The organism is Nisaea sp. (genome assembly GCF_040217065.1).
Taxonomy (GTDB): domain Bacteria; phylum Pseudomonadota; class Alphaproteobacteria; order Thalassobaculales; family Thalassobaculaceae; genus Nisaea.
In genome coordinates, this window is the sequence record NZ_JAVJNX010000005.1 from 298,705 (window position 1) to 324,461 (window position 25,757).

Here is a 25,757-nt window from a genome sequence, read left to right on the forward strand (position 1 = left end):
AAGTGGAAAAGCGCCATCGCCGCGACGGCCTTCGGGCTCGCTGCGACGGCTGGCATGGGGATCGCGCAGGCGCAGGAAACGATCAAGGTCGGCATTCTGCACTCGCTTTCCGGAACCATGGCGATCAGTGAAACCACGCTGAAAGACGCCATGCTGATGCTCATTGACGAGCAGAACAAAAAAGGCGGCCTTCTTGGCAAGAAGCTTGAGCCGGTCGTTGTCGATCCGGCGTCCGACTGGCCGCTCTTCGCGGAAAAAGCGCGCGAGCTGATATCCAAGGACGGCGTTGCCGTGACCTTCGGTTGCTGGACCTCGGTGTCCCGCAAGTCCGTACTGCCCGTCTTCGAAGAGCTGAACGGCATGCTGTTCTATCCGGTCCAGTATGAGGGTGAAGAATCCTCCCGGAACGTCTTCTACACCGGGGCCGCGCCGAACCAGCAGGCGATCCCGGCCGTTGACTATCTGCTCGGTTCGGAAGGCGGCGAAGCCAAGCGCATCGTTCTGCTCGGCACCGACTATGTCTATCCGCGTACGACCAACAAGGTCCTGCGCTCCTACCTGAACGGCAAGGGCATCAGCGATGCCGACATCATGGAGAATTACACGCCGTTCGGTCATTCCGACTGGCAGACCATCGTTGCCCAGGTGAAGGAATTCGCCAGCCAGGGCAAGAAGACCGCTGTTGTGTCGACCATCAACGGTGATGCCAACGTGCCGTTCTACAAGGAACTGGCCAACCAGGGTATCAAGGCCGAGGACATTCCGGTCATCGCTTTCTCCGTCGGTGAAGAAGAACTCGCCGGCCTCGATGCCGGCCCGCTGGTCGGTCACCTGGCCGCATGGAACTACTTCATGTCGGTCGACACGCCGGAAAACGCCGAGTTCATCAAAACCTGGCACGCCTTCATCAAGGACGAGAAGCGCGTGACCAACGATCCGATGGAAGCGCACTATATCGGCTTCAAGATGTGGGTGCAGGCGGTCGAGCAGGCCGGAACCACCGACGTCGATGCGGTGCGCCAGGCGATGTACGGCCAGACCGTCAAGAACCTGACCGGCGGTACAGCGGTGATGAACACCAACCATCACCTCTCCAAGCCGGTCCTGATCGGTGAAATCCTGGAAGACGGACAGTTTGAAATTGTCTCCGCCACCGACGGTGTTGTGGTCGGCGACGCCTGGTCCGACTTCATCCCGGAAAGCGCCAAGCTGACCGCCGACTGGACCTATCCGTGGGTCTGCGGCAACTGCGAAAAGCCGCGCTTCTGATCCCAAGTGCGATCCGGGGCGCGGACCTGTCCGCGCCCCGGCTTCTTCGAAACGCGCGCTGCGACGGGAAAGGAAATCGTGATGTCCGCATGGCAAAGGATGCGCGGGGGCGCATTCCGCCTCTCGCTGATCTTATGGGCTCTGGTGGCGGTGCTGATGCCGCCCGCCGCGATGGCGGCGGACGATCTCGGTTCCTTGATTACCGAACTCGGGGCAGCCGGCCTTTCGGAGAAGCAAGCTGTCGTCGACCGCATGGTCGCGACCGGGAAGCCGGAAGTCGTCACCATCCTTGAAGCCCTGGTCGGGCGGGATCTCTATACCCGCAAGAGCGACGACAAAGTCGTTATCGGTCGCAAGGCCGACGGTGGGATTCTGCTGGTCGATCCAGTTTCCGGTGAAGAACTGGAGACAGTCGGCTCCCGCGCGGTGACCCGGGTCAAGACGAACAACAGCCTGCGCTCCACCGTGAAAGCGGTCATGGGAACGCTCACATTGATGAGCCCCGACCCGCAACGGCGGCTGGAGGCGGCGGACGGCCTGTTGAAATCAAGCGACCAGGCGATGCTGCCCTTGATCGAGACGGCGTTGGCCAAGGAAGAAGACGTGGCGGTGAAAACCGCGCTGCAGCTGGCCGAGGCGTCCATCAAGCTGCAGTCCGAAAGTGCGGCGGAGCGGATGGCGGCGGTGCAGTCTCTTGCCGACAGGACCGACCCGGACAGCCGGGTCATGCTGTCCCGCTTGTTGCTGAAGGACGGGGAGGTCTGGCGTGAGCCGGATGAGGCCGTTCGTGCGGCCGCCGGAGAAACGCTCGCGTCGATGGAGCGCCGGCTGGAAATGTGGCGGATGGTCGAGCATCTCTATCAGGGGATCAGTCTCGGATCCGTCCTGCTGCTGGCCGCCATGGGGCTTGCCATCACCTTCGGTGTCATGGGCGTCATCAACATGGCGCATGGCGAAATGGTGATGATTGGCGCCTATACAACATTCGTCGTTCAGGAAGGCTTCCGCGCCTTTGCGCCGGGCCTGTTCGACTGGTCTCTGGCTTTGGCCCTGCCGGCAGCGTTTCTTGTCTCCGGCCTTGTCGGGGTCGCCATCGAACGCGGCTGCATTCGCTATCTGTATGGCCGGCCGCTGGAAACCCTGCTCGCCACCTGGGGAATCAGTCTGGTCCTGCAGCAGGCGGTGCGCTCCATCTTCGGGCCGACAAACCGGGAAGTCGGGGCGCCGGAATGGATGCAGGGCGCGATGGAATCCGTTGCCGGCATCACGCTGACCTACAACCGGCTCTGGATCATCCTGTTCTCGTTGTGTGTTCTGGGCGCGGTTCTTCTGGTGCTGAAGAAGACCGCCTTCGGCTTGCAGATGCGCGCCGTTACGCAGAACCGCAACATGGCGCGGGCCATGGGTATTCCGACCGGCCGGGTCGATGCCATGACCTTCGGCCTCGGCTCCGGCATTGCCGGGATCGCGGGTGTCGCTCTCAGCCAGATCGACAATGTCAGCCCCAATCTGGGCCAGGCCTACATTGTCGACAGTTTCATGGTGGTGGTGTTCGGCGGTGTCGGCAACCTCTGGGGCGCCTTCGCCGGCGCCATGTCGCTGGGGGTGGTGAACAAGCTGCTCGAGCCCTGGGCCGGGGCTGTCCTCGGCAAGATCCTGGTGCTGGTGGCAATCATCCTGTTTATCCAGAAACGGCCGCGCGGACTCTTCGCGCTGCGCGGCCGCGCAGTGGAGTCCTGAGCCATGTCGCTGCTGCAACGTCTCTACGCGCCGCAGGCCCAGGCACCGGCCAAGGGCCGTTTGGCCAGCGCTATCCTGCTCAGTGTCCTGGCCGCAATCGGCATCCTGGTGCCGCTGCTGAACCTGACACTGGCCCCGGACTCCGCGCTGCATGTGCCGACCTATCTGGTCAGCCTGCTCGGCAAATATCTCTGCTTCGCGATGCTGGCCCTTTCGATCGACCTGGTATGGGGTTTCTGCGGCATTCTCAGTCTCGGGCACGGGGCTTTCTTCGCCCTCGGCGGCTATGCCATGGGCATGTATCTGATGCTGCAGATCGGCGACCGCGGCGTGTATGGCAATGCCGAATTGCCGGACTTCATGGTGTTCCTGAACTGGAAGGAACTGCCCTGGTACTGGTACGGCTTTGACTTCTTCCCTTTCGCCATGGTGATGGCGCTGTTCGTGCCCGGCCTGCTGGCTTTCGTCTTTGGCGGGCTGGCCTTCCGGTCGCGCGTGAGCGGGGTTTACCTGTCGATCATCACCCAGGCCATGACCTACGCGCTGATGCTGGCCTTCTTCCGCAATGACATGGGGTTCGGCGGCAATAACGGCCTGACGGATTTCAAGGATCTGCTGGGCTTTGACCTGCAGTCGGATGTGACACGTGCTGCGCTGCTGGCGGCGACCTGCGCGGCCCTGGCTGGCTGCTACCTGATGTGCCGGGCCATTGTTGCCTCCAAGCTCGGGCGGTTGATCGCCGCCATCCGCGACGACGAGGCACGGGTGCGCTTCCTCGGCTACCGGGTGGAGAACTTCAAGCTCTTCGTCTTTGTCCTGTCCGCCATGATCGCGGGCCTGGCGGGCGCGCTCTATGTGCCGCAGGTGGGCATCATCAATCCGGGCGAATACGCCCCGGCCAATTCCATCGAAGCCGTGATATGGGTCGCCATCGGCGGCCGCGGCACGCTCTATGGCGCGATCGCCGGCGGTGTGCTGGTAAATTACGCGAAGACGGTGCTGACCGGCCTGATTCCGGAAATCTGGCTGTTTGCCCTCGGCGGCATGTTCATCGCCGTCACGCTGTTCTTTCCGAAAGGCCTGGTGGGCAGCATTCCGGCCGCGTTCGATTGGCTGAAGCGCCGGTTTGGCAAACGGGGCGAGACGGCATCCACGCCCCTTGCAGAGGAGCCTGGCCAATGACCATCACCGGCAAGGCCTCCTATTCGGAATCCCAGCTTTATGTCGACGGGGTGACGGTCAGCTTCGACGGGTTCAAAGCCCTGAACAATCTGAGTTTTGTGGTTGAGCCCGGTGAAATGCGCGCGATTATCGGGCCGAACGGCGCCGGCAAGACGACGATGATGGACGTGATTACCGGCAAGACCAAACCGGATCAGGGACGGATCATCTTCAAGGGTGACATTGATCTCGGAAAACGGGACGAGGCGGCTGTCGTCGCCCTCGGCATCGGCCGGAAGTTCCAGCGCCCGAGCGTGTTCGAGAACCATTCCGTCTTCGACAATCTAGAGCTCGCGATCAAGTCGAACCGGAGCACTTTCGCCTGCCTGTTTGACCGGCTTGATCAGGATCGCAGGTCGAAGATCGACAGCACGCTGGAACGGATCGGCCTCGCCGGTGAACGGAACCAGATGGCCGGGAAACTGTCGCACGGGCAGAAGCAGTGGCTCGAGATCGGCATGTTGCTGGTACAGGATCCGGAACTTTTGTTCCTGGACGAACCGGTGGCCGGCATGACGGACGCCGAGACGGAAGCGACGGTAGAGCTGCTGCGGGATCTGCGCGGCGAGCGCTCCATCGTGGTTGTCGAACACGACATGGCATTCGTGCACGCCCTCGGTGTGAAGGTCACGGTGCTGCATGAGGGTTCGGTGCTGGCCGAGGGGTCCATGGACCAGGTGCAGAACGATCCGCACGTCATCGAAGTCTATCTGGGGCGCTGATATGCTGAAAGTTTCCGGGCTTCATCTGCATTACGGCGCGAGCCACGCGCTGCGTGGCATCGATCTTGTGGCCGAACGCGGCAAGGTGACCTGCGTGCTTGGCCGGAACGGGGTCGGCAAGACCAGCCTGATGCGGGCGGTGACCGGGCTGGAAAACCCGAGTGCCGGCAGCATCCATTGGGACGATATCGATCTGTTGGCCCTGCCCGTGCACCGCCGTGCCGCGGCCGGAATCGCCTTTGTCCCGCAGGGGCGGGAGATTTTCCCGCTGCTGACGGTCGAGGAAAACCTGAAGACCGGATTTTCCGCCCTGCCGCGCAGCAAGCGCAGCGTGCCGGACGAAGTCTTCGAGCTGTTCCCGGTGCTGAAGCAGATGCTGAAGCGCCGGGGCGGCGACCTGTCCGGCGGTCAGCAGCAGCAGCTGGCCATCGCCCGCGCACTGGTTCTCCGCCCCAGCCTGCTGGTTCTCGATGAGCCGACGGAAGGGATCCAGCCCTCGATCATCAAGGATATCGAGCGGATCATCGCGCTGCTCGCATCTCGCGGAGACATGGCCGTGATCCTGGTAGAGCAGTATTTCGAGTTCGCGCGTGCTCTGGCGGACGAGATTGCCGTCATGGACCGTGGCGAAATTGTGCTTGCCGGGGAGAAGACAGCCTTGTCAGAAGACGCTGTCCGTGGACACCTGACCGTCTGAGCCCCCTCAGCCTGTCGCGCCTGTGTCCTCAGCCGGTAACGCTTCGCGGCCAATGCGGGGCAAGACGATGGTGACGCATGTCCCTACGCCAAGCTCGCTTTCGATCAGGCAACGGCCGCCGAGAAACTCGCCAAGGGACCGGACAATAGAGAGTCCGAGGCCGGTTTCTTCCTTGGCGACATGGGGATGGATTGACGAGTGAGAGAAAGGCTTTGCGACTGTTGGAAGCCGGTCTTTCGAAATCCCGACGCCGGCTCTGGAATATCGTTACGGGCTGTATCGACACACGGCGGTCGCGGAGGAGACGGAGAATTATCGCCCGAAGCTCCTGGCGAAGATGAAGCTGTGGGTGGCCGAATAGGAAGCTGTGCCCAACATTTAAGCAGCGCCTGGCGCGTTGCCTGTAGCGTGGGCGTTGATCAACGGGCTGTCGCCGGAGGTTCTAAAAAACCATCTGTAAATATCTGAAAATAAAAGATAAAAAATCTCCATGAGACAGAGTGAGCTTTGGCACGGTGATTGCGGTTATGCTCGTGAAATGGGGAGCCGTGAGCGTCAAATGTTCGCCACCAAGAGAACGAACGGCGGAAATGCGGGGCTGCTTTGAGCGTGGCGCTCGCGCAGGTCGCAGAGTCCGTGCAATTGAGCCGCGCGACCGGAGCCGCGCGCCTATCCGTTGAACGTCGCGACGGCCGTTCCGTCGCCGCAGATCTCTATTCCGCCCAGCCCTTGCGTATCCTGCTGCCGCGTCCCGGTGTCGGTGAGTCGCTGACAGCCGTTCTCGCGAACCTGTCGGGCGGGATCGTCGGCGGCGACCTGTATGAGACGGAAATCGGCGTCAATTCGAACGCCAGTCTTACCCTGACAAATCAGGCGGCCGAGAAAGTCTACCGGTCGTCTGGCGCGGAGGCGGAAAACCATCTGACAATCCGGGTCGCTGACGGGGCGTCGCTCGAGTGGCTGCCGCAGGGCACCATCCTGTTTGACCAGGCGCGGTTTCGCCAGCGGGTCCGGTTCGACATTGCCGCCGGCAGCACGCTGTTTGCCGGCGCCATTTCCATCCTTGGCCGCAGTGCCATGGGCGAGAGATTCGCATCCGGGCGTTATCGTGAGCATTGGGATTTGACGCGGGATGGGCAGCTGATCTGGGCCGACCGGTTCGAGCTGGCCGATCCGCTCGCGGCTGCTTCCGTTTCATCCGGGCTTGGCGGTGTGAGCTGTTTCGCGACGGCGTTGTTCGCCCGGCCGGATGCGGCCGATGATCTTGACTGGGCGCGCGATGCTCAGGCCGGGGCGGCGGGAGATATCCGGTGCGGCGTGACGGCCATTGACAACAATCTTCTGGCGATGCGCTGGCTCGGGCCGGATGCCATGCGGCTGCGCAACGCGGTCGGCGCTTTCTGGAGCGCGGCGCGGGTGCGCTGGCTCGGGCTGCCGGCGCGGATGCCCGTGATCTGGCGAATTTGATGAGTTTGATAGGAATGTCTGAGGGGAGGCCGGGGTGAATCTGACACCGAGGGAAAAAGACAAGCTGATGGTTTCGGTCGCGGCCATGGTCGCGCGCGGTCGGCTGGAGCGGGGCGTGAAGCTGAACTACCCGGAATCGATCGCGCTGATCACCGACTATGTGGTCGAGGGGGCGCGCGATGGCCGTTCTGTGGCCGACTTGATGGCGGCTGGCGCCAGTGTCGTGAAGCGCTCCGACGTGATGGAAGGGATTGCCGAGATGATCCATGAAGTCCAGGTCGAAGCCACCTTTCCGGACGGGACCAAGCTGGTCACCGTCCATGATCCGATCCGCTAGGAGGGCGCCATGATCCCCGGAGAAATCATCGCGGCCGACGGCGAGATCGTTCTGAACGAAGGCGCCGAGGCCATCACCATCGAGGTTGCGAACACGGGCGATAGGCCGGTGCAGGTCGGCTCGCACTACCATTTCGCGGAAACCAATCCGGGCCTTTCCTTCGACCGGGAAGCGGCGCGCGGCATGCGGCTGGATATCCCGTCGGGCACGGCGGTGCGGTTCGAGCCGGGACAGACCCGAACGGTCGATCTCGTGCCCTTCAAGGGCGAGCGGAAAGTCTACGGTTTCAATCAGGCGGTGATGGGGCCGCTCGGTGGGGGAGGAGCCTGACATGCCCTACAGGATCTCACGACAGGACTATGCGGGCATGTTCGGGCCGACCGTCGGCGACAAGGTCCGGCTCGCCGATACCGACCTGTTCATCGAAGTCGAGGAGGACCGCACCTTCTATGGCGAGGAAGTGAAGTTCGGGGGCGGTAAGGTGATCCGCGACGGTATGGGGCAGTCCCAGGCAACGCGCGCGGACGGGGCCGTGGACACGGTCATCACCAACGCATTGATCCTCGATCATTGGGGCGTGGTGAAGGCCGATATCGGCATAAAGGACGGCCGTATCTTTGCCATTGGCAAGGCCGGTAATCCTGATGTGCAGAGCGGTGTGAACATCATCGTCGGCCCAGGCACGGAAGCCATCGCGGGTGAGGGCAAGATCATCACCGCCGGCGGCATCGATGTGCATATCCACTTCATCTGCCCGCAGCAGATCGACGAGGCGCTGAATTCCGGCGTCACCACGATGATGGGCGGCGGCACCGGACCGGCAACGGGCACGAACGCGACAACCTGCACGCCGGGCCCGTGGCATATCGAGCGCATGCTGCAGGCTGCCGAGTCCTTCCCGATGAATCTAGGCTTCTTCGGCAAAGGTAACGCCAGCCAGCCCAAAGCCCTGCGCGAGCAGGTGCTCGCCGGGGTGTGCGGCCTTAAACTGCATGAGGACTGGGGCACGACGCCGGCGGCCATCGACAATTGCCTCTCGGTCGCCGACGAGATGGACGTCCAGGTGCTGATCCATACGGATACGCTGAACGAGTCCGGTTTCGTCGAGAACACCGTGGACGCCTTCAAGGGCCGCACCATCCACGCCTTCCACACCGAGGGCGCGGGCGGCGGCCATGCGCCGGACATCATCAAGGTCTGCGGGCTTTCGAACGTGATCCCGTCCTCGACCAACCCGACGCGGCCCTTCACGGTGAACACCATCGACGAGCATCTCGACATGCTGATGGTCTGCCATCACCTGTCGAAAAGCATCCCCGAAGACGTCGCCTTCGCGGAAAGCCGGATCCGGCGGGAAACCATCGCCGCCGAGGATATCCTGCATGACCGGGGCGCCTTTTCGATCATCGCCTCGGACAGTCAGGCCATGGGCCGTGTGGGCGAGGTGCTGATCCGGACCTGGCAGACGGCCGACAAGATGAAGAAACAGTTCGGTGCACTGCCGCAGGAGAAGGGCAACAACGACAATTTCCGGGCCCGGCGTTATATCGCGAAGTACACCATCAACCCGGCCATCGCGCAGGGTATCGACATGCATGTCGGCTCCGTCGAAGTCGGCAAGCTCGCCGATCTGGTGATCTGGTCCCCCGCCTTTTTCGGTGTAAAACCGGACATGGTGCTGAAATGCGGCACCATCGCTACCGCGATCATGGGAGACCCGAACGCGTCCATTCCGACCCCGCAACCCCAGCATTACCGGCCGATGTTCGGCAGCTTCGGCCGCTCTTTGACGAAGAGTTCGGTCACCTTTGTCAGTGAGGCCGGTTTCGAGGCCAATGTCGGAAACCGTTTCGGATTGCAGAAGGAGACCTTGCCGGTCCGCAACACCCGTGCGGGGATTTCGAAGAAGTCGATGATCCTGAACGATGCCATGCCGGATATTTCGGTCGATCCGGAAACCTACGAGGTCCGGGCCGATGGCGAGCTGCTGACCTGCGAGCCGGCGACGGTGCTGCCGATGGCTCAACGCTACTTCATGTATTGAGGCTCGGATGGCAAACGCGGACTCTGTGGGGAAAGACCTTGGCCGGGCGGTGGCGCATGCCCCGTCCGGGCACTGGGACACCGGTGCAGAAGTTGACCGGGTGACACTGGCCTTCGATGACCGTCATCGCCGCCGTATCCGGCTGGACACGGATGGCGGGGCGACTGTGCTGCTGGATCTGCCCCGCGCAGTCGCGCTCTCCGACGGTGACGGCCTGTCGCTAGAAGAAGGCGGCTGGATACGCATTGTGGCGCCGCCGGAGGCTGTGATGGAAGTGCGGGCGACTGACCGGCATCACCTGCTGCGGCTTGCCTGGCATATCGGCAACCGGCATTTGCCTGCGGAAATCCTTGAGGATGCGATCCTGCTGCGGCCGGATCATGTCATTGCGGATATGCTGCGTGGGCTCGGCGCCACGGTGACGGAGGCGGAGCGGCCGTTTCAGCCCGAAGGCGGGGCGTACGATCACGGGCATGGACACGACCATGCGCATGACCACAGTCACGATGGCCACAGTCATGATGCGGGGCATTCCCAGCATCATCGCCATCATGACTGATGTTTCGGCAACCCGGGCGGCGTTGCGCCTGCAATCCTGGTTGTCCCCGTCCTTTCCAGTCGGGGCCTACAGCTATAGTCATGGGGTCGAAGCGGCGATAGAAGCCGGGCTTGTCACGGATGCGGAGACGCTACGCGATTGGCTGGAAGGTTTGTTGAGGTTCGGCTCCGGCGCCAGCGATGCGATCCTGCTGTCCGAGGCATGGCGTCATGCCTCGGCTGGTGACGCGGAAGCTCTTGGCGCCCTTACGGAAGTCGCGACAGCCCTGATCCCGACTGCCGAATTGCGGCTGGAGGCAACATCCCAGGGCACGGCCTTCGTGAAGACCGTCTCGGCGGCCTGGGGAGTGATCGAGCAGGTGGCTCTGCCGCCCGCACCGCCGCTGCCGGTGGCCTACGGAGCCGTCACCGCCGCTGCTGGGATCGCGCTGGAGCTTGCCGGGCCACTTTATGTGCAGGCCTTCGTTCATAATATTGTTTCAGCCGCCGTCCGTGCGGTACCACTCGGACAAACGGACGGTCAGCGGGTGATCGCGGCGCTGGAAAGCTGCGTCGATGACGTCTGGTGCGCGTCGGAGGGATGCGGCGCCGACGATATCGGCACGGCGGCGCTGATGGCGGAATGGAGTTCGATGCAGCACGAGGCCATGGATGGCCGGCTGTTCAGATCGTGAGGGAGAAGGATATGGCAACGGGACCTCTTCGGGTCGGCATCGGTGGGCCGGTTGGCTCAGGCAAGACGGCACTCTGCGAGATGCTGTGCCGGGAGATGAGCGCGGACACGGATATGTTCGTGATCACCAACGACATCTACACCAAGGAAGACCAGAAGATCCTGACCCGCACCGGCGCGATCGCGGCGGAACGGATCATGGGGGTCGAGACCGGTGGCTGCCCGCACACGGCGATCCGCGAGGATGCCTCCATCAACCTTGCTGCCATCGATACGATGGTGGCGTCCTTTCCCGACGCGGAGCTGGCGCTGATCGAGTCCGGCGGGGACAATCTGGCGGCGACCTTCAGCCCGGAACTGGCCGATCTGACGATCTATGTGATCGACGTTGCCGCCGGCGAGAAGATCCCGCGCAAGGGCGGGCCGGGCATCACCCGCTCGGACATGCTGGTCATCAACAAGACGGATCTGGCTCCCTTGGTCGGGGCCGATCTCGGGGTGATGGCGGAGGACACGAAGCGCCAGCGCGGGGACCGGCCATTTGTCTTCACCCAGTTGAAGAATGGTCACGGGGTCACCGAAATCGCAGCCTTCATTCGCGACAGGGGCGGGCTTGCCGGGAAGTCGAGCGCCGCATGAGGCATTGTTGAATTAAGGCCAAAACCGGAAATGGTGGTCTTGGTCTGGCGCTTTCCGGGCTATGTTATCCAGCATGAAGGCCGAACTCTGTCCCTGTTCGCGGGGATTGTATGTGGCCGAACAGTTCTGCCGTGCTTCTGACTGGATGACATAATGGCTCGCTTTGGATTGGCGCTACTCGCCGCATTAGTGCTGCTGGTGATCTGCTCCCGGATCACACAGCCCCAGAAATTTCCGGAGACATTGGTCGCGCTGGGTTACGGCGAGCGGTCTGTGACACGCGTCGAGTTTTCAACTTTCAGCGACCTGACCAGTCTTGTCGAGCAACTGAATTACACAGCCGAGACGTGGGCGGCCGGACAGAGGGAGGTTCCGCGCCTGGTCTTCGTCCGGATTCCCGAGCGTTTCGCCGCAGTCACGGTCAATGAAGTGACCGTCGAGCAGAAGAAAAGCCTGTTCTTCCGCATGGTGCTTCCGGTGTTGCTGATCGCGAACGAGGAAATCGCGGCTGAGCGCGAATTGCTGATGCAGCTCAAGGAGGCGCTGGCGACGCAAAGGTTCCTTGACGCGCGGCAGCTCAAGACATTGCGCCGGCTGGCCGACAAGTACGAAGTCACCATGCAAGGCGATGCGGTGTCGATCACTGCCGTGCTGGGCGTGCTGGAGCGGCGGATTGATATCGTGCCTCCGTCACTGGGCCTCGCACAGGCAGCATCGGAGAGCGGTTGGGGCACCTCCCGTTTTGCCCAGGAAGGTAATGCCCTGTTCGGGCAGTGGCGGCTCGATGGAAAGGGCATGGTTCCGGAAGAGCAGCGATCTTCAAAGGGTGACTACAAGGTGGCCAAGTTCAAGACACCGCTCGGCTCGGCCCGGAGTTATCTGAGAAACCTCAATACCCACGGGGCGTATAGGGAGTTTCGTAAACGACGGGCGGCAGCACGTGCTGACGGCAGGCCGCTTTCAGGTGCCACTCTGGCGTCATTCCTGACGCGCTATTCGGAACGGGGCGCGGATTACGTGAAAGAGATCGTCAGCATCATCAAGTCCAACAATCTGTCGGTCCTGGACCGGAGCTACCTTGTCGACGGCGATGTCTATGAGTTGGTACCAGTCTGGCGCGCTGAGGGCTGACTGGATCTGCGTCTTTTTCCGGAGCCGGTGTCCGGAAGCCTGATGTCCTGCCCGGCAGGCGTCTCGGGCGGTGACCGAGATGCTTCGCCGACGTGGACAAGAACTTCGCCGTTATTCATCCATTGTTAAAACCAGTAAATTAGTCTGCAAGTAAGCTTGGAGGCCGCAACCTTTGGAACAGGTGTATCTGTATTTTTTTTGCGGCCTTTCGTTTGTCCTGATGGGCGTTGCCGTTCTGGCGCAGATCCGAAGCACAAGCAGCTTCACCGAAAGCCGAAACGTCCAGTGGATTGCGTTATTTGGGCTGCTGCACGGAGTCAGTGAATGGCTCGAGATGTTCAGCTTGCTGGGGCAAGATCCCGCAATTCTTCATGCGGAAGCCCGGATCTCAAGCATTCTCAATGCCTTGTCTTATATTCTTCTCATGGCCGGGGCCGTGCGTCTGCTGACGGAATCCATTTGGCGGCTCGTTGGCGGTGGCTTCGTCGTGGCGTGGGGCGTGGTCACAATCTGGCTCTGGCTTTACAGCGCGCCGACATCCGAATTTGACGTCAGCAACAGGCTTTTGCTCGGAGCTCCGGCATCTCTTGCGGCCACAGTCGCATTTGCCCGTCTCGCTGTGAATCCTGACTCAGCGATGATGCCGGGCTTGCTCCAAAAAAGGGGGCTGATTGCTGTTGCCATGGCATTCGGCGCTCATACGCTTCTGACAATGATCGCAGAACCGTCGGGTCTTTTCCCGGCGACTCATTTGAACGAAGATTGGTTCTTCCGGACGGTCGGGCTGGACGTACACTTGTTCCGGGCGGTTGCCGCCATTGCGATTGCAACCGCGTTGCTGTCCGTCTTGCGACAAATCTCCGACGCGCGGATTGATGGATTTCGTCAGCGCGAGGTTTACCTGCTGGAAGCTCTTGATAAGTCGTCAATGGGGGTCAGCGTATTCGCTCTTAGTCCGTTTGAGAGGCTTTATGAAAACCGGACATTCAGTGACTTGGTTGGACACCAGATTGACGGTGATGCGCAGGCCGCCGGGCCGGAGACCTTCGTCAATGCCTCAGATTACGATCAGATGATCAGAAATCTGAAGCGGGGAATCGAGAACACAAACATGGTTTCCCACAGAGTGCGGCCGTCGACCGGTGAAACTTGGTGGAGCGCTGTCAGCACGCGCAGGATCCACTTTGCAAACCGGGACTTGGCGCTTGTATCGGTCCTGGATATTTCAGACCTCAAACAGCGGGAATCAGAGCTCGCCGAGAGCGCTCTTCAACTCCGGACCATTCTGGAATCCTGTTCCACCGGAGTTTGTGTTTTTCGATATGATTCAACCAATCACGAATATCTGTATGCGAGTAATCGCCTGCTGGAAATGTTCGGTGCGAGGAATCTCGAAGAGCTCAATTCCTTTGGGTTCCTGAATACCTTTGCGAACGAGAAGGATGCCATCGACATACGCAACCGCCATAAGGTGGGTAAGTACAAAAGAGATGCCGTTTATGAGCGGATTCGCCTCGACCGGAGCCATTTCTGGGCGATGGGAACGGCGACTGGGATTGAGTTCGAAGGCCAGCCGGCAACCATAGCATGGGTCACCGACGTTACAGGCCGCGTTGAGGCCGAGCACAAGATCGCACAGCACGCCAATCAGCTCCGTTCCTTTCTAGAAAGTAGTGAGGCCGGGATCTCCGTGTTCCGTCGGGGAAGCCTGGAGCGGGTCTACGCCAACCAGGGTTTCCTGAGGCTTTTTGGACTCGCCTCGCATGATGAACTCAACGGGATGGATCTGCGGAAGACTTATGTGAACCCGGAGGATGCCGATTTCGCCATTGACCACCTCATGACCGGTGCTGGGCCGAGCAAATTCGTTATGGAACGGCAACGGGTTGACGGATCGAAATGGTGGGCGCGGATCGAAACCAAACCGATCGAATTCGACGGTGGGATGGCGACAATTGTCTGGCACTACGACATAACAGAGCAAAAGCGGGGTCAGGAGGAACTGGAGGCCGGAGCGCGCCGCATTGGGGAGATCCTCGATAACAGCGAGGCCGGAATTTCAATTTTCGAGGTGGAAACGTTCGAGCGCCGGTATGTGAACAGCGTGTTTCTCAAGATGTTTGGCGCTGAGACGATCGAAGAGATCAATGCGGTCGATTTTCGGGATACTTTCGAGAATCGTGCGGTGGCGGAATCGGTAATTGAGAAGCTCCGGAAGGGGCATCTGATGGGGCGCCGCTCAGAGATGCGCAGGCGGATCGATGGCTCGACCTGGTGGGCCGTTATCGATGCCAAGAGGATTGAATTTGACGGCGAGCCCGTTGTCATTACGTGGCATTACGACATCAGCGAGCAAAAGCAGGTCGAGAACGAGTTGCGGGAGACGGTTGACGTCTTGCGGCAAACCCAAGAGGAACTCGTCGAATCAGAGAAAATGGCATCTCTCGGAGGCCTCATCGCCGGAGTTGCGCATGAGATCAACACGCCGGTCGGCATCTGTCTGACAGCGGCATCCTCGCTGGAACACCAAGTCTCGGTCCTGCAGAAGGAATTTGATCGCGGTGCCCTCACTCACGGGCGGTTCAAATCAACACTCGAGACCCTTTCGTCGGCGGCCGATCTCGTCAGCCGGAATGCCCGGCGGGCCGGAGCACTGATATCAAGCTTTAAACAGGTTGCCGTGGATCAGACCAGCGACGAACGGCGCAAATTCATGCTGTTTGACTATATCGAAGACGTGCTGATCAGTCTTGGCCCAGAACTGAGCCGCAGAAAAATCGATTACCGCCTAGAAGGCGGTGACAGGGAGATCGAGCTGAATGGATATCCCGGCACTATCGGCCAGATCATGACCAATCTCTCAATGAATGCAGCCTTACATGCCTATGATGCCGAGTCCGGAGGGACAATCGAAATTCTCTGCGAAATGCAGGCTCCCGAAGATATCGTTATTACGGTCAGGGATTTCGGGAAGGGGATGGATGACGAGACCAGGCGCAAGATGTTCGATCCGTTTTTCACGACCAAACGTGGCGAGGGCGGCACCGGCCTTGGCATGCATATCGTCTATAATCTGGTAACCCAGCGCCTCGGCGGTCGTATCAGTTGTCGCTCCGCGCCGGGTGAGGGCACGACTGTCGAGCTGCGGTTCCCAATCGTCTGTGGGTGACCGGCCAGTGGTCAAGGCAGGCGTCAGAGATTGTCGAGACTGTGTTTCGCCAGTAGAGCGATCAGGAGCTCTCCGGCGGCTGCCCGGTGTGCCGCGTGAATTTTCCGGGCACCTTCCGCGTCTCCTGACCGCAGGCAATGGAGCACGGCGCGGTGGTCTTCCGTCGAGCTTGAGGGGCACGGTCGCATGGTCAGCGTCGCCATCCGGGCACGATGTACCTGCGTGCGATATCGTCCCGTCGCTTCCACCAGTCGCCGGTTTCCCGAAGCTTGGACCAGCAGGGCGTGAAACATGTCATCCGCCTCGGCCCAGGACACCAGATCACCATCGACCAGAGCATCCTGCATTTTCTGGGTCGCGCGCTCCATCGCTTCGAGCTCGGCCTCGCTCAGACCCCGCCTCGCGGCAAGCTCCGCGGCCAGCGGTTCGAGCACCGTCAGCAACTGATAGATTTCCGCCATGTCCGCTGTGGAAACCGGAAGAACCTGCATCCCGCGGCGCGGGCGGACGACGACCAGGCCTTCGCGTTCGAGCCGGAGTGCCGCCTCGCGCACCGGCGTTCGGCTGACCCGGATCTGGTCCGCAAGTTCAGTTTCAAGATAGGACGCTGACGGTTTCAACCTGCCGTCAAGGATCATGGCCTTGATGGCATCATAGGCCTTCGCTCCTGCGCTGGGATGTTTCTCGTCGGTCAATTGGTATGCCGTGCGTGAAGGTGTATCTTTTGTTGCCGCTCGGCGGACCGGTAGGCAGCCTCTTCGATGCGGATGTTCTGCAGATAGTCATTTGCACCGGTTTCCAGCGGCGTGTCATTCAGCAAATGCGAGATGACATGCTGTTGGAAATGGAAAACACAGTCTCCGCCAAAATCACGATCCTCGAATGCGTAGGCAACCTTCGTGGCGTCTGTCGCTCCGCGCGACCGGCGGGCGAGATGCCCATAACCGTCAAGAGTTATCGTCGCATCGTCACCTTCCAGGGTGAATTCTCCCATTGTGAGCCTGTGATTCTCCGCTGCGTGGTCCAGCGTCCGGTTTGCATCGAGCGTCACGCGAAGACCGTTGCGCCAGGTCAGGATCAGCATACCGGCATCTTCGCCCCGGATCACGGGGTTGGCCCGCCAGAGGTCCGCATAGACTGTGTCCGGCTCCCCGAACAGATAGCGGAAAACGTCGATCCAGTGGATGCCGGTTTCGTGGACGAGGAAACGCTCCATGTCCCGAAAGTAGGGTTGGCGTGACAGATAGGCATCGGCTCCGGCCCCATCTCCCGGCCTCAACCTGAAACAGGCCTGCCGGACAGCACCGGTCCGGCCGCTGTCAATCTCGCCCCGGATTGCGCGATACCATGGCATGAAGCGGAAATTCTCGTGCACAACAAGCTTTGTGCCGGCCTGTTCGGCGGCTTCGGTCAGTTCCTCCGCTTCTGCCAGCGATCGGCAGAAGGGTTTCTGGCAGATGACGGTCGGGATTTTTCCAAGCAGCGGGTGAATGAGATCGGCCTGATATGCCGGTGGGACGGCAACATCCAGCACGTCCGGGGTTCCCGCCGCGAGGAGCGCATCGACATCCGGCTGCAGGGTAAGACCCGGATAGAGAGCCGCAAGTTCGGTGCGGCGCTCGTCCAGCAGGTCGGCGACGCCGATCAGATCGACATTTTCAATCCTTCGCCAGGCATTGATGTGAAAGCGGCCGAAATAGCCGCCACCGACCATGCCGACCGTGAGACTCATGCTGCCACCCGGCTCATTACCGCGTCCGACATCTGTTTGGTGTTCGCCGTACCGCCGAGATCGCCGGTCAGAATTGTTCCCTCGCGGATCACGGCGCTGACGGCATCGTCGATTATGGCTGCTCCCTCACCCAGGGCCGCATCGTCATGCTCGCCGGCAAGCCAGTCCAGCATCAGGGAGGCGGAAAGGAACATGGCCAGCGGGTTGGCGATGCCCTTGCCGGCGATATCCGGTGCACTGCCGTGGCAGGGCTGGAACACTGCATTCTCGTCCCCGATATCCGCGGACGGCGCCAGACCGAGGGAGCCCATGATGCCTGCGCCGAGGTCGGAAAGAATGTCGCCGAACATGTTCTCGGTGACGACGACGTCGAACTCCCAGGGTTTCTGCACCATCCACATGGCGAAAGCATCGACATAGGCGCTGTCGGCCGCAATGTCCGGAAAGGCCTTCGCGCGCTCCTCGAAGATCGAGCGGAAGAACCAGAAGGAGCGGAACACGTTCGCCTTGTCGACGCAGGTCACCCGACCAGGGATGCCGCGTTTCACGGCCCGTCTCTGGGCAAGGCGGAAAGCGAAATCGAACAGTTTCTCGCTGGTTGCCCGGGTGATCCGCAGGGTCTCGGTCGCGTAGCTGTTGTCGACGACCTGGCCTTCGTGCATGTGGGCAAAAAGGCCTTCTGTCGATTCCCGGATCAGCACGAAATCGGTTTCGAACACGCGCGGGTCGGCCAGCGGTGTCGGCTGCCCGGCATAGAGTTTCACCGGACGGACGCCGGCATAAAGGCCGAGCGCGAAACGGAGATCGATCTGCGGGGTGATTTCCGTGCCATCCTTCTTGCGTATGTTCGGCAGGCCCATGGCCGAAAGCAAAATGGCATCCGCATCACGGGCGGCGGCGATGGAAGAGGCGGGCAGGGATTCACCAGTTTCCGCATAGTGCCGTGCTCCGGCGGGCAGGGAGTCAAATTCCAGCTTGCGACCGATCCGTTCCGCCACCATGTCAAGGATCGACCGTGTAGGGGCCATGATTTCAGGTCCGATACCGTCTCCGTCGAACAAGGCGATGCGATAAACGCGGTTACTCTTCATCTCGGGTATATCTCACAGATTTGAAATAATGTATGCATTGATGCGTACGTTATCGGTGGGCAGCGGGATAAACGCAATGTCAAAACGCGCAGGACAGCGTTCGTGCATTTGGACTTAATCATTGATGCCATCCTGATGGTTGAACGTGAGTCCGCAGCGTGTTCACCTCTATGAGCGGCAGCGAGATCTCGGGGGGACGCGATGCGGGCTGAAATCAAGACGTGATGGCAAGCCAGATATTTCGCTGGGATGAGGCCGGTACCGCTGGGCAGGTGCAGGCAGGTGGCGCGATGCTGGAGACCTATACAGTCGGGCCGCCTCCGGGCATCGCGCCGACCCTTGTGCTGCTGCATGAAGGCCTCGGCTGCACCAAGCTCTGGCGCGATTTCCCCAGGCAGATCTCGGCTGATACGGGCTACGGCGTGTTTGCTTATTCCCGTGCGGGATATGGAGCCTCCGACCCCTGTCCGTTGCCGCGACCGCTTGACTATATGACCCGGGAGGCAGTTGCCGTGCTGCCGGAACTGCTGGATGCGGTCGGCTTCAGGGATGGCGTGCTGATCGGGCATAGTGACGGCGCCTCGATTGCTGCCATTCATGCTGGTGTGCAGCGTGATCGGCGGGTCCGGGGCGTGGTTCTGATGGCACCGCATTTCTTCACGGAAACGATGGGCATCGATGCTATTGCGCAAGCCCGGACCGCCTATGCGGACGGGGACCTTCGCGCCCGCCTCGGTAAGTATCATGCCCATGTCGATGCCGCCTTCCGCGGCTGGAACGATGCCTGGCTCGATCCGGGTTTCGAGCAATGGGATATCCGGAGCGTCCTCGACGGTGTCTCTGTCCCGGTGTTGTGCCTCCAGGGAGAGAGCGACGAATATGGCACCAGGGCGCAGGTTGAGGTGGTGGCTGAGAGGGCACCCGTGCCGGTAACCATTCACATGATCCCGGACTGCCGGCACTCACCGCATCTGGAGGCGCCAGAGAGAGTAAGAGCAGACATTGCCGCGTTTCTCGCTGGTCTCCCCGGCGGCGCCACGCGATCCGAACCAGGAGAGAATGATGCTTGATGGCTTCAGGACGGAAATGATCGCGACCAGCGGAACCGAGATCTTCGTCCGGTCGGCTGGTTCTGGCGATCCGGTGCTCCTGATTCACGGTTTTCCGCAAACCGGTGCCTGCTGGCACAAGATCGCGCCGCAGCTGGCGGAGAAATTCACTGTCATTGTCCCGGACCTGCGCGGCTATGGCGCCAGCGGCAAGCCGGCGCCGTCGCCGGATCATGCCGCGCACAGCAAGCGGGCCATGGCGCGCGATCTGGTCGAGCTTATGGCGGCGCTTGGTCACGAGCGGTTCGCTGTTGTCGGTCACGATCGGGGCGCGCGGGTCGGCTTCCGGCTTTGCATGGATCATCCGGAGCGGGTGACGCGGTTCTGCTCGCTCGACGTTATTCCGACTGTCGACATGTGGGAGAAAATGGATCTCGCCGGCGCCGTCGGCGGTTTTCACTGGTCCTATCTGGCGCAGCCCGCGCCTGTTCCGGAGACCATGATCGGTAACGATCCCGACTTCTTCTATGCCTACCTGATGCGAAAATGGGCGGCGCCGGACTTCGTGTTCGAGGAGGAGGCGATGGCAGCCTATCTCGCAGCGATGCGTGAGCCGGCTGCAATTGAAGGGACGTGTGAAGATTATCGCGCGGGCGCGGCCATCGATGTCGCACACGACAAGGCCGACCGGGAAGAAGGACGGACGCTGTCCTGTCCGCTGCTGTTTCTCTTCGGTGCTGTGCGCGGCTTCGGGGGACCCGGAGGGCCGGCCGATCCGCTGGACACCTGGCGGAAGTGGAGCAGCAGCACGGTCGAGGGCGGCCCTGCGCCATGCGGCCATTTTCTGCCGGAGGAGGCGCCGGAGATTGTTCTGAAGCAGTTGCTTCCGTTCTTGCTGAGGGAGAACTGAAAATGCAATACACGCCGCTTCTTGGTTCAGGCGGCGGGATGCTTGGCCTTGGCGGACGCGATGTCCGATAAGGATAAGGACTTGATTGATACTGGCGCATCAAAAATGTGGGCCTATTCCCTGGAGGACGTGACCGGTTTCATCGAAGACCCGCGCTTGCTGGAGCTCCTGAAATACTGGATCGGAAAACGTGCCGGCCGGCTTACTCCGTCGCGACAGGACATTGATCCCAGCGATATCGGCGGATTGCTTTCCCGCATTTACCTGGTCGATTTCGAGGAACCGGATGTGTTCCGGTATCGCCTGGCCGGAACCGAGGTCGCCGAAACTTTCGGGCACGGCAATCTCAAGGGCAAGACTCTGGATGACATTCTCAGTCCCGGCGGCAGGGATTTCGTGACCAGCCGCTGGATGCCGGTGATCCGTGAGGGCGCGATCGTGTGCATGAAGGGACAAGTCTACAATTCCGTGAACCGATTTGCGTTCGGAGAACGGCAATTGCTGCCGCTAGCAGAAGAGCGGGATGGTCCGATCACCGGCCTGCTCGGGGTGACGGTCTCGCGATGGGTGGAACGCCTTGGTTCGGAAGAGCGCCGCAACTCCGACATGATCCTGTTTCCGGCGGCGAAGATTCCCTGAGTGGTCGGTATCACCGCGGCGACGGCAGTTTCCAGGTCGACGTTGCCATGGCGGCGAGTTTTCCGTCCTCGCCGAAAAGTCGGGACTCAAGAAAACAAAGCGAGCGCCCGCGCCGCAGCACCCGACCTTCGCAGGTTGCAGTGCCCCCCGTGAGAGGCAGCATGTATTGCACCTTCATCTCAAGCGTGGCGCCGCCGGTCCCGGTCAGGTGTTTCAGCAGATGGCCCATGGAAATATCCATGACCGTCGCAATGGCACCGCCATGCAGGCTGCCCTGGGGATTGAACAGGAAATCCTCGACCGGGAAACGAACTCTGCAGAGGTCTTCCTCATATTCGAATCCGAGATCGAGCAACCGGGCCAGAAAAAACGTCTCGAATTCCTGGCGATAGGTTGTCAGCGCGGTTTCGAACCGGGCGCGTGCACGCTCTTCATTCATTCTCGGAGGTACTCCGTTGGTTGTCGGCGCCCGCACAGGCGTCGATGCGATTCGGCATGTGCTCATCTACGAAGATTGCACGGTTCTGGCTATGGCCCTGGTGGACGGAATGCAGGGATTTGCGTATGGCGAAAACCGCAGGTGTCTCGACGCCTGAATTTCGAGGAAAGGATAAGGGGCGTCTGTATGCGTGATAATCTGCGTTTTCACCTCGCGGTGTTCGCCGTTTGGAATGGCCTGGTTGGGAGAATAGAATGAGTCCGGACGCAGCAATAGACTGCCATCTGCATATAATAGGCGCACCGGCTCAGTATCCGCTGGATCCGAAGCGCCGCTATACGCCGGCGGAAGCATCGGCTCCGGACTATTGGAAGGCGGTCGCCAATACTCCCGTGGGCCGGATTGTGATTGTACAACCCAGTTTCTACGGCACGGACAACAGCTGCCTCGTCGATGCCTTGCGGGAAGCCGGCGGCCGGGCCCGTGGCGTCGCCGTGCTCGATGCATCGGACATGACGGACGGCGCGTTGCAGGTCCTGCATGAGGCCGGTGTCCGGGGGATCCGCATCAACACGCTTTCCAACCGGTCCGGCGCCCGGCCGCTTGCCGACGCGCTTGGCGATATCGTTGATGCTCTGAAAGGCAGCGGATGGCATATCCAGGTTCTGTGCGACCCGCAGGATTTTGCACTTCTGACGGAGATTCAGGACAAACGCGCCTTGCCCCTTGTGCTCGATCATTTCGGGTTTCTGACACCGAATGCGTCGCCGGATGACCGGGCCGGACTGCTGCGGCTGGTTGACGGTGGTGCCTGGATCAAGCTGTCCGGCACCGACCGGCTTGGCGGTGCACAGAGTGGGCCCTGGTTTCGTGATCTGGCGACCGAGATCGGCGCGCGCGCGCCGGACCGGATCGTCTGGGGCAGCGACTGGCCCCATACCCCATTGCATAGCGACGTCACGCTTTCGGCGGCGGTGCCTGTCCCGTCGCGGAAGATCGACACAGTGGCATTGTTCCGGACGGCGGCCGGCTGGTTCAAGGATGATGATCTGAGGCGCCGGTTTCTCTCCGGCAACGCTTCTGCGCTCTATGACTTTCAATCTGATTAGGGTTAACGCCGATCTGCTTTTCGATTGATTCTGTTGGAATCGGCCCCGAACGATCGTGCCGCGGTGCTCTAAACCCAGTTTTCATGCGGGTTTTCGTCGATTTTTGACCACGCTCAATGGATGTGGCGTCCGTATCGAACTTAACGTCTCTCACGTTAAGGCTTTGATTTAAATGGATTTTTATTTTGAGCGCGCCGGGTGCTGGAAATTAGCCGCGAATCTCGTGAGAAATCTCATATTTTCAAGCGATTCCGGGGCTTGCAGCGGAGAACAGAATCTCAGAGACTTCGGCCCATCCATACAACGGGAGATCAGTTCATGAATAAATCCGAACTCAGCGCGGCGGTAGCCACCAAAACCGGCCTTACTCAGGCTCAGGCCGAATCAGCGGTTAACGGCGTGATCGACGCAGTGACCGATACGCTGAAGAGCGGTGGCGATGTCCGTCTTGTCGGCTTCGGCACGTTCTCTGTTTCCGAACGGGCGGCGACCACTGGCCGTAACCCGCGGACCGGCGAAACCATCAATATCGCTGCTTCCAAGCAGGCGAAGTTCAAGGCCGGTCAGGCCCTGAAAACCGCTGTCAACGGCGGCTGATTCATTCATCGATCCGGGCGCGATGCAAATCGCGCCCGGATCGTTTCCGGACCTGGTATTTCCAGCCGCCCGCGGGGCGATTTTTTTGTGCCTGGAATCCTGCCGGCTTGCCGTCAGTCCTTGAACGGCTCTTCCTCGCCGTCCGGCACCGAAACGCGGAAGACATTCAGGTTGGCGGAGATCATGGCGTAGTACCCGGCCAGGGTGACGAGATCGGCCATGCCCCGGTCGCCGATCAAGGCAAGGGCCTCAGCGTAGGTTTCGTCCGATACATCGCCGGTCTGCATGAGTTCGGCGACAAAGCCCAGGATGACACCGAGATCCGGATTGTCCTTCGGTGCCGCGCCGCGCTTGATCGCGGCGATGTCATCCGGGGTCATGCCCTCCTTCAGGGCGATCTGCTCGTGCGCCCACCATTCATATTGCGAGCGCCAGTGCCTGGCGACGGTCAGGATGGCTGTTTCGCGCACGGCGCCCGACAGGGAGGATTCAAAGCGGAGCTTCACGCCGAGCGCCTGGGCGGCCTCACCCGTTTCCGGCGTGTGCAGCCAGGCATTGAACGGCCCGCGCAGGGTACCGTCGGCCTCCATCATGTCGATACCCGGGCCGGATTTGAACCGGACACCTCCTGTAATCGCCTCATAGAGCGAGGCTTGCGCAGGCGATAGTTTGTCGGGAGTCATTTTCGGAAGACGGTCCATTTCGGGTCCTTCGGTAGATGCGGCACGGAACGGCCGACAGGAGGGAAGGGAATGATACCCCGGCCTCCGGACTTTTCCAGTTCCGGATTGAGCTTCAAACCAGCCGCGATGTCCGTTTCCGGCCAATACAGGTCCGGACGAGGCGATAGAGCCTTCCCGGCTTTCCGCCACACTGAAAGCCTTCCGAAGGGACTTCGGAGAGGGGCGGCGCTCAATGACCGCCCTGGCAAACAGGCGGCGGATGACCGCTGTGGGGAGGATGAGACCGTGCCAGGAACGGAGCGCCGGTCCGGACGTCGCTCGGGAGGCAGCCGCAGAGGCGGCGGCGAGAGTTCGGTCCTCGACCGACAGAGACCTTTCAAGCAAATCACGAATCCATTCCCGCCGATCGCGCCGATGAACACGGATCAGCTCGAGAGGGTGCATGACATCTCGATGCGGATCATCGAAGAGATCGGTATCGAGGTCATGAGTACGGATGCCAGACGGCGTCTTCGTGACGTCGGTGCCAAGGTGGATGACGGCACCGGTATCGTTCGCATGGATCGCGCACTGGTCACGGATCTGGTAGCGAAGGCGCCGGAGACCTTTACGCTGACACCGTGGAATCCAGAGCGGACCGTCAGGATTGGCGGCAATGTCATCAATTTCGGCATGGTCTCGGGCCCGCCGAATGTGCATGACGCGATCCGCGGCCGGCGGCCGGGCAATTTCGCGGACTACAAGGATCTGATGAAGCTGGCGCAGAGCTTCAACGTCATCACCATGTTCGGCAACCAGACCCTGGCGCCGACCGATCTTCCGGCCAATTCACGCCATCTCGATACCTATCTCGCCAACCTGACCATGACCGACAAGGTGTTTTCCGGCATGTCGATCGGCAGCGGGCGGGTGCGCGACCTGATGGAAATGCAGGCCATTGCCCGCGGCCTGTCCGTCGAGGATCTGGCGGGGAGCCCGTCGGCAATCACCAATATCAACGTGAACTCGCCGCGCAAGCTGGATCGCGAAATGTCCGACGCCGCGACGACCCTGGCGGAGAAGGGACAGGCTGTGGTGGTTACCCCGTTCACCCTGATGGGGGCAATGACACCGGTCACTCTTCCTGCCGCGCTGGCCCAGCAGAATGCCGAGGCCCTGCTGACCATCGCGCTGATCCAGGCGGTGCGCCCCGGTGCGCCGGTGATCTATGGCTGCTTCACCTCGAACGTGGACATGCGCACCGGCGCTCCCGCCTTCGGCACGCCGGAGAATGCCTGGGCCAACCTCGCCGGAGGCCAACTCGCCCGGCGATACAATCTCCCCTACCGGACCAGTGCGTGCAACGCTTCCAATATGGCCGACGCACAATCCGTCTACGAAACGGAGATGGCGCTCTGGGGCGCGGTCATGGGGCATGGAAACCTCGTCTATCACGCTGCGGGCTGGCTGGAGGGCGGGCTTGTTGCCTCCTTCGAAAAGCTGATCCTCGATGTCGAGATCCTGCAGAACATGGCGGCGTTCCTGGAGCCGGTGGATTTCTCCGATGCCGAGTTCGCCTTCGAGGCGATCCGCGATACCGCGCCGGGCGGTCACTTCTTTGGCGCTGGCCACACCATGGAACGCTTCAAGACCGCTTTCTACGAGCCGATGGTGAGCGACTGGCAGAACCATGAAAACTGGGAGCTTGCCGGTGCCCGGGACGCCAGCATGCGCGCGACCGACATCTGGCAGGAAGCATTGACGCGTTACGAGGCGCCGCCGCTGCCCTCCGACCGACGTGAGGCGCTGGAAGCTTACGTGGCACGGCGCAAGGAAGACATCGGCTCGGGAGAGCCGTAGGG

At 61.2% G+C, this 25,757-nt stretch carries 26 protein-coding genes; 20 read left to right on the forward strand and 6 right to left on the reverse strand.

The features are described from left to right. Positions 1-54 precede the first annotated feature (54 nt). The 5 genes from urtA to urtE all read left to right on the forward strand — a co-directional run bounded on the left by urtA (position 55) and on the right by urtE (position 5,649). Positions 55-1,269, forward strand: coding sequence for an urea ABC transporter substrate-binding protein (gene urtA / locus RH950_RS06040; RefSeq protein WP_350055536.1), 1,215 nt, complete (start codon positions 55-57; stop codon positions 1,267-1,269). A gap of 81 nt (positions 1,270-1,350) precedes the next feature. Further along, positions 1,351-3,009: an urea ABC transporter permease subunit UrtB gene (gene urtB / locus RH950_RS06045; protein WP_350054718.1), complete on the forward strand. Its 1,659-nt coding sequence runs from the start codon at positions 1,351-1,353 to the stop codon at positions 3,007-3,009. Positions 3,010-3,012: 3 nt separating this feature from the next. Then, positions 3,013-4,191: an urea ABC transporter permease subunit UrtC gene (gene urtC, locus RH950_RS06050; protein WP_350054720.1), complete on the forward strand. Its 1,179-nt coding sequence runs from the start codon at positions 3,013-3,015 to the stop codon at positions 4,189-4,191. After that, positions 4,188-4,952: an urea ABC transporter ATP-binding protein UrtD gene (gene urtD / locus RH950_RS06055; RefSeq protein WP_350054722.1), complete on the forward strand. Its 765-nt coding sequence runs from the start codon at positions 4,188-4,190 to the stop codon at positions 4,950-4,952. The genes urtC and urtD overlap by 4 nt, the downstream gene beginning before the upstream one ends. Before the next feature lies 1 nt (position 4,953). Further along, the gene (urtE, locus tag RH950_RS06060) at positions 4,954-5,649 is read left to right on the forward strand and encodes an urea ABC transporter ATP-binding subunit UrtE (protein ID WP_350054724.1); all 696 of its coding nucleotides are present in this window, start codon (positions 4,954-4,956) and stop codon (positions 5,647-5,649) included. Between the two features lie 6 nt (positions 5,650-5,655). Here urtE and RH950_RS06065 read toward each other — a convergent pair whose 3' ends face one another. Then, positions 5,656-5,892 carry a sensor histidine kinase gene (locus RH950_RS06065; RefSeq protein WP_350055538.1) on the reverse strand — a complete coding sequence of 79 codons (237 nt, stop codon included), beginning with the start codon at positions 5,890-5,892 and terminating at the stop codon, positions 5,656-5,658. 399 nt (positions 5,893-6,291) lie between these two features. On the opposite strand from RH950_RS06065, the gene RH950_RS06070 reads away from it, so the two are divergent. The 9 genes from RH950_RS06070 (at position 6,292) to RH950_RS06110 (ending at position 15,667) form a co-directional block, all read left to right on the forward strand. After that, positions 6,292-7,116 (forward strand): urease accessory protein UreD, encoded by an 825-nt coding sequence (locus RH950_RS06070; protein ID WP_350054726.1) that lies wholly within the window; start codon positions 6,292-6,294, stop codon positions 7,114-7,116. Positions 7,117-7,150: 34 nt separating this feature from the next. Beyond that, the gene (locus tag RH950_RS06075; protein ID WP_028464482.1) at positions 7,151-7,453 is read left to right on the forward strand and encodes an urease subunit gamma; all 303 of its coding nucleotides are present in this window, start codon (positions 7,151-7,153) and stop codon (positions 7,451-7,453) included. Positions 7,454-7,462: 9 nt separating this feature from the next. After that, the gene (locus tag RH950_RS06080) at positions 7,463-7,783 is read left to right on the forward strand and encodes an urease subunit beta (protein WP_350054728.1); all 321 of its coding nucleotides are present in this window, start codon (positions 7,463-7,465) and stop codon (positions 7,781-7,783) included. Position 7,784: 1 nt separating this feature from the next. Further along, positions 7,785-9,497 carry an urease subunit alpha gene (ureC, locus tag RH950_RS06085; RefSeq protein ID WP_350054730.1) on the forward strand — a complete coding sequence of 571 codons (1,713 nt, stop codon included), beginning with the start codon at positions 7,785-7,787 and terminating at the stop codon, positions 9,495-9,497. Positions 9,498-9,504: 7 nt separating this feature from the next. Continuing rightward, the gene (ureE, locus tag RH950_RS06090; RefSeq protein WP_350054732.1) at positions 9,505-10,056 is read left to right on the forward strand and encodes an urease accessory protein UreE; all 552 of its coding nucleotides are present in this window, start codon (positions 9,505-9,507) and stop codon (positions 10,054-10,056) included. After that, the gene (locus tag RH950_RS06095) at positions 9,983-10,729 is read left to right on the forward strand and encodes an urease accessory protein UreF (RefSeq protein WP_350054734.1); all 747 of its coding nucleotides are present in this window, start codon (positions 9,983-9,985) and stop codon (positions 10,727-10,729) included. The genes ureE and RH950_RS06095 overlap by 74 nt, the downstream gene beginning before the upstream one ends. Before the next feature lie 11 nt (positions 10,730-10,740). Continuing rightward, positions 10,741-11,367 (forward strand): urease accessory protein UreG, encoded by a 627-nt coding sequence (ureG, locus tag RH950_RS06100; RefSeq protein WP_350054736.1) that lies wholly within the window; start codon positions 10,741-10,743, stop codon positions 11,365-11,367. Between the two features lie 153 nt (positions 11,368-11,520). Beyond that, positions 11,521-12,498 (forward strand): glucosaminidase domain-containing protein, encoded by a 978-nt coding sequence (locus RH950_RS06105; RefSeq protein ID WP_350054737.1) that lies wholly within the window; start codon positions 11,521-11,523, stop codon positions 12,496-12,498. 181 nt (positions 12,499-12,679) lie between these two features. Next, positions 12,680-15,667 (forward strand): PAS domain-containing sensor histidine kinase, encoded by a 2,988-nt coding sequence (locus RH950_RS06110; protein WP_350055540.1) that lies wholly within the window; start codon positions 12,680-12,682, stop codon positions 15,665-15,667. 23 nt (positions 15,668-15,690) lie between these two features. Here the strand turns inward: RH950_RS06110 and RH950_RS06115 are convergent, their stop codons facing one another. Genes RH950_RS06115 through RH950_RS06125 form a run of 3 tightly spaced genes read right to left on the reverse strand, consistent with a single transcriptional unit; the run spans position 15,691 to position 18,490 of the window. Next, a complete protein-coding gene (locus RH950_RS06115) occupies positions 15,691-16,362 on the reverse strand; it encodes a GntR family transcriptional regulator (RefSeq protein WP_350054739.1) in 672 nt (223 codons plus the stop codon). Continuing rightward, a complete protein-coding gene (locus RH950_RS06120) occupies positions 16,359-17,399 on the reverse strand; it encodes a Gfo/Idh/MocA family protein (RefSeq protein ID WP_350054741.1) in 1,041 nt (346 codons plus the stop codon). The genes RH950_RS06115 and RH950_RS06120 overlap by 4 nt, the downstream gene beginning before the upstream one ends. Further along, positions 17,396-18,490 (reverse strand): isocitrate/isopropylmalate dehydrogenase family protein, encoded by a 1,095-nt coding sequence (locus tag RH950_RS06125; protein WP_350054743.1) that lies wholly within the window; start codon positions 18,488-18,490, stop codon positions 17,396-17,398. The genes RH950_RS06120 and RH950_RS06125 overlap by 4 nt, the downstream gene beginning before the upstream one ends. Positions 18,491-18,714: 224 nt before the next feature. Here RH950_RS06125 and RH950_RS06130 point away from each other — a divergent pair, with 224 nt between their 5' ends. From RH950_RS06130 to RH950_RS06140, 3 genes are all read left to right on the forward strand, one after another. Continuing rightward, positions 18,715-19,560, forward strand: coding sequence for an alpha/beta fold hydrolase (locus RH950_RS06130; protein WP_350054745.1), 846 nt, complete (start codon positions 18,715-18,717; stop codon positions 19,558-19,560). Then, a complete protein-coding gene (locus RH950_RS06135; protein ID WP_350054747.1) occupies positions 19,553-20,449 on the forward strand; it encodes an alpha/beta fold hydrolase in 897 nt (298 codons plus the stop codon). Before RH950_RS06130 ends, RH950_RS06135 begins: the two co-directional genes overlap by 8 nt. An 81-nt stretch (positions 20,450-20,530) precedes the next feature. Beyond that, positions 20,531-21,088: a PAS domain-containing protein gene (locus RH950_RS06140; protein WP_350054749.1), complete on the forward strand. Its 558-nt coding sequence runs from the start codon at positions 20,531-20,533 to the stop codon at positions 21,086-21,088. A 10-nt stretch (positions 21,089-21,098) separates the two neighbouring features. Here the strand turns inward: RH950_RS06140 and RH950_RS06145 are convergent, their stop codons facing one another. Beyond that, the gene (locus RH950_RS06145; protein ID WP_350054751.1) at positions 21,099-21,527 is read right to left on the reverse strand and encodes a PaaI family thioesterase; all 429 of its coding nucleotides are present in this window, start codon (positions 21,525-21,527) and stop codon (positions 21,099-21,101) included. A 254-nt stretch (positions 21,528-21,781) separates the two neighbouring features. Between RH950_RS06145 and RH950_RS06150 the strand changes: the two genes are divergently transcribed. Continuing rightward, entirely contained in the window at positions 21,782-22,636 is an 855-nt protein-coding gene (locus tag RH950_RS06150; RefSeq protein ID WP_350054753.1) for an amidohydrolase family protein, read from the forward strand. A 318-nt stretch (positions 22,637-22,954) separates the two neighbouring features. Next, positions 22,955-23,233, forward strand: a complete 279-nt coding sequence (locus RH950_RS06155) for an HU family DNA-binding protein (protein ID WP_350054755.1) — start codon at positions 22,955-22,957, stop codon at positions 23,231-23,233. Positions 23,234-23,346: 113 nt separating this feature from the next. Here the strand turns inward: RH950_RS06155 and RH950_RS06160 are convergent, their stop codons facing one another. Then, on the reverse strand, positions 23,347-23,916 hold the full coding sequence (locus RH950_RS06160; protein ID WP_350054757.1) for a carboxymuconolactone decarboxylase family protein: 570 nt from the start codon (positions 23,914-23,916) through the stop codon (positions 23,347-23,349). A 126-nt stretch (positions 23,917-24,042) separates the two neighbouring features. Between RH950_RS06160 and RH950_RS06165 the strand changes: the two genes are divergently transcribed. Continuing rightward, positions 24,043-25,755 (forward strand): trimethylamine methyltransferase family protein, encoded by a 1,713-nt coding sequence (locus tag RH950_RS06165; RefSeq protein ID WP_350055542.1) that lies wholly within the window; start codon positions 24,043-24,045, stop codon positions 25,753-25,755. Positions 25,756-25,757: the final 2 nt, after the last annotated feature.

Excerpts from the sequence above, each read along its gene's own strand:
- urtA (WP_350055536.1), top strand. The coding sequence starts at position 55 with ATGGGGATCGCGCAGGCGCAGGAAACGATCAAGGTCGGCATTCTGCAC.
- urtB (WP_350054718.1), top strand. The coding sequence starts at position 1,351 with ATGTCCGCATGGCAAAGGATGCGCGGGGGCGCATTCCGCCTCTCGCTG.
- urtC (WP_350054720.1), top strand. The coding sequence starts at position 3,013 with ATGTCGCTGCTGCAACGTCTCTACGCGCCGCAGGCCCAGGCACCGGCC.
- urtD (WP_350054722.1), top strand. The coding sequence starts at position 4,188 with ATGACCATCACCGGCAAGGCCTCCTATTCGGAATCCCAGCTTTATGTC.
- urtE (WP_350054724.1), top strand. The coding sequence starts at position 4,954 with ATGCTGAAAGTTTCCGGGCTTCATCTGCATTACGGCGCGAGCCACGCG.
- RH950_RS06080 (WP_350054728.1), top strand. The coding sequence starts at position 7,463 with ATGATCCCCGGAGAAATCATCGCGGCCGACGGCGAGATCGTTCTGAAC.
- ureC (WP_350054730.1), top strand. The coding sequence starts at position 7,785 with ATGCCCTACAGGATCTCACGACAGGACTATGCGGGCATGTTCGGGCCG.
- ureE (WP_350054732.1), top strand. The coding sequence starts at position 9,505 with ATGGCAAACGCGGACTCTGTGGGGAAAGACCTTGGCCGGGCGGTGGCG.
- RH950_RS06095 (WP_350054734.1), top strand. The coding sequence starts at position 9,983 with ATGCGCATGACCACAGTCACGATGGCCACAGTCATGATGCGGGGCATT.
- ureG (WP_350054736.1), top strand. The coding sequence starts at position 10,741 with ATGGCAACGGGACCTCTTCGGGTCGGCATCGGTGGGCCGGTTGGCTCA.
- RH950_RS06105 (WP_350054737.1), top strand. The coding sequence starts at position 11,521 with ATGGCTCGCTTTGGATTGGCGCTACTCGCCGCATTAGTGCTGCTGGTG.
- RH950_RS06120 (WP_350054741.1), bottom strand. The coding sequence starts at position 17,399 with ATGAGTCTCACGGTCGGCATGGTCGGTGGCGGCTATTTCGGCCGCTTT.
- RH950_RS06125 (WP_350054743.1), bottom strand. The coding sequence starts at position 18,490 with ATGAAGAGTAACCGCGTTTATCGCATCGCCTTGTTCGACGGAGACGGT.
- RH950_RS06130 (WP_350054745.1), top strand. The coding sequence starts at position 18,715 with ATGGCAAGCCAGATATTTCGCTGGGATGAGGCCGGTACCGCTGGGCAG.
- RH950_RS06135 (WP_350054747.1), top strand. The coding sequence starts at position 19,553 with ATGCTTGATGGCTTCAGGACGGAAATGATCGCGACCAGCGGAACCGAG.
- RH950_RS06145 (WP_350054751.1), bottom strand. The coding sequence starts at position 21,527 with ATGAATGAAGAGCGTGCACGCGCCCGGTTCGAAACCGCGCTGACAACC.
- RH950_RS06150 (WP_350054753.1), top strand. The coding sequence starts at position 21,782 with ATGAGTCCGGACGCAGCAATAGACTGCCATCTGCATATAATAGGCGCA.
- RH950_RS06155 (WP_350054755.1), top strand. The coding sequence starts at position 22,955 with ATGAATAAATCCGAACTCAGCGCGGCGGTAGCCACCAAAACCGGCCTT.
- RH950_RS06160 (WP_350054757.1), bottom strand. The coding sequence starts at position 23,916 with ATGACTCCCGACAAACTATCGCCTGCGCAAGCCTCGCTCTATGAGGCG.
- RH950_RS06165 (WP_350055542.1), top strand. The coding sequence starts at position 24,043 with ATGTCCGTTTCCGGCCAATACAGGTCCGGACGAGGCGATAGAGCCTTC.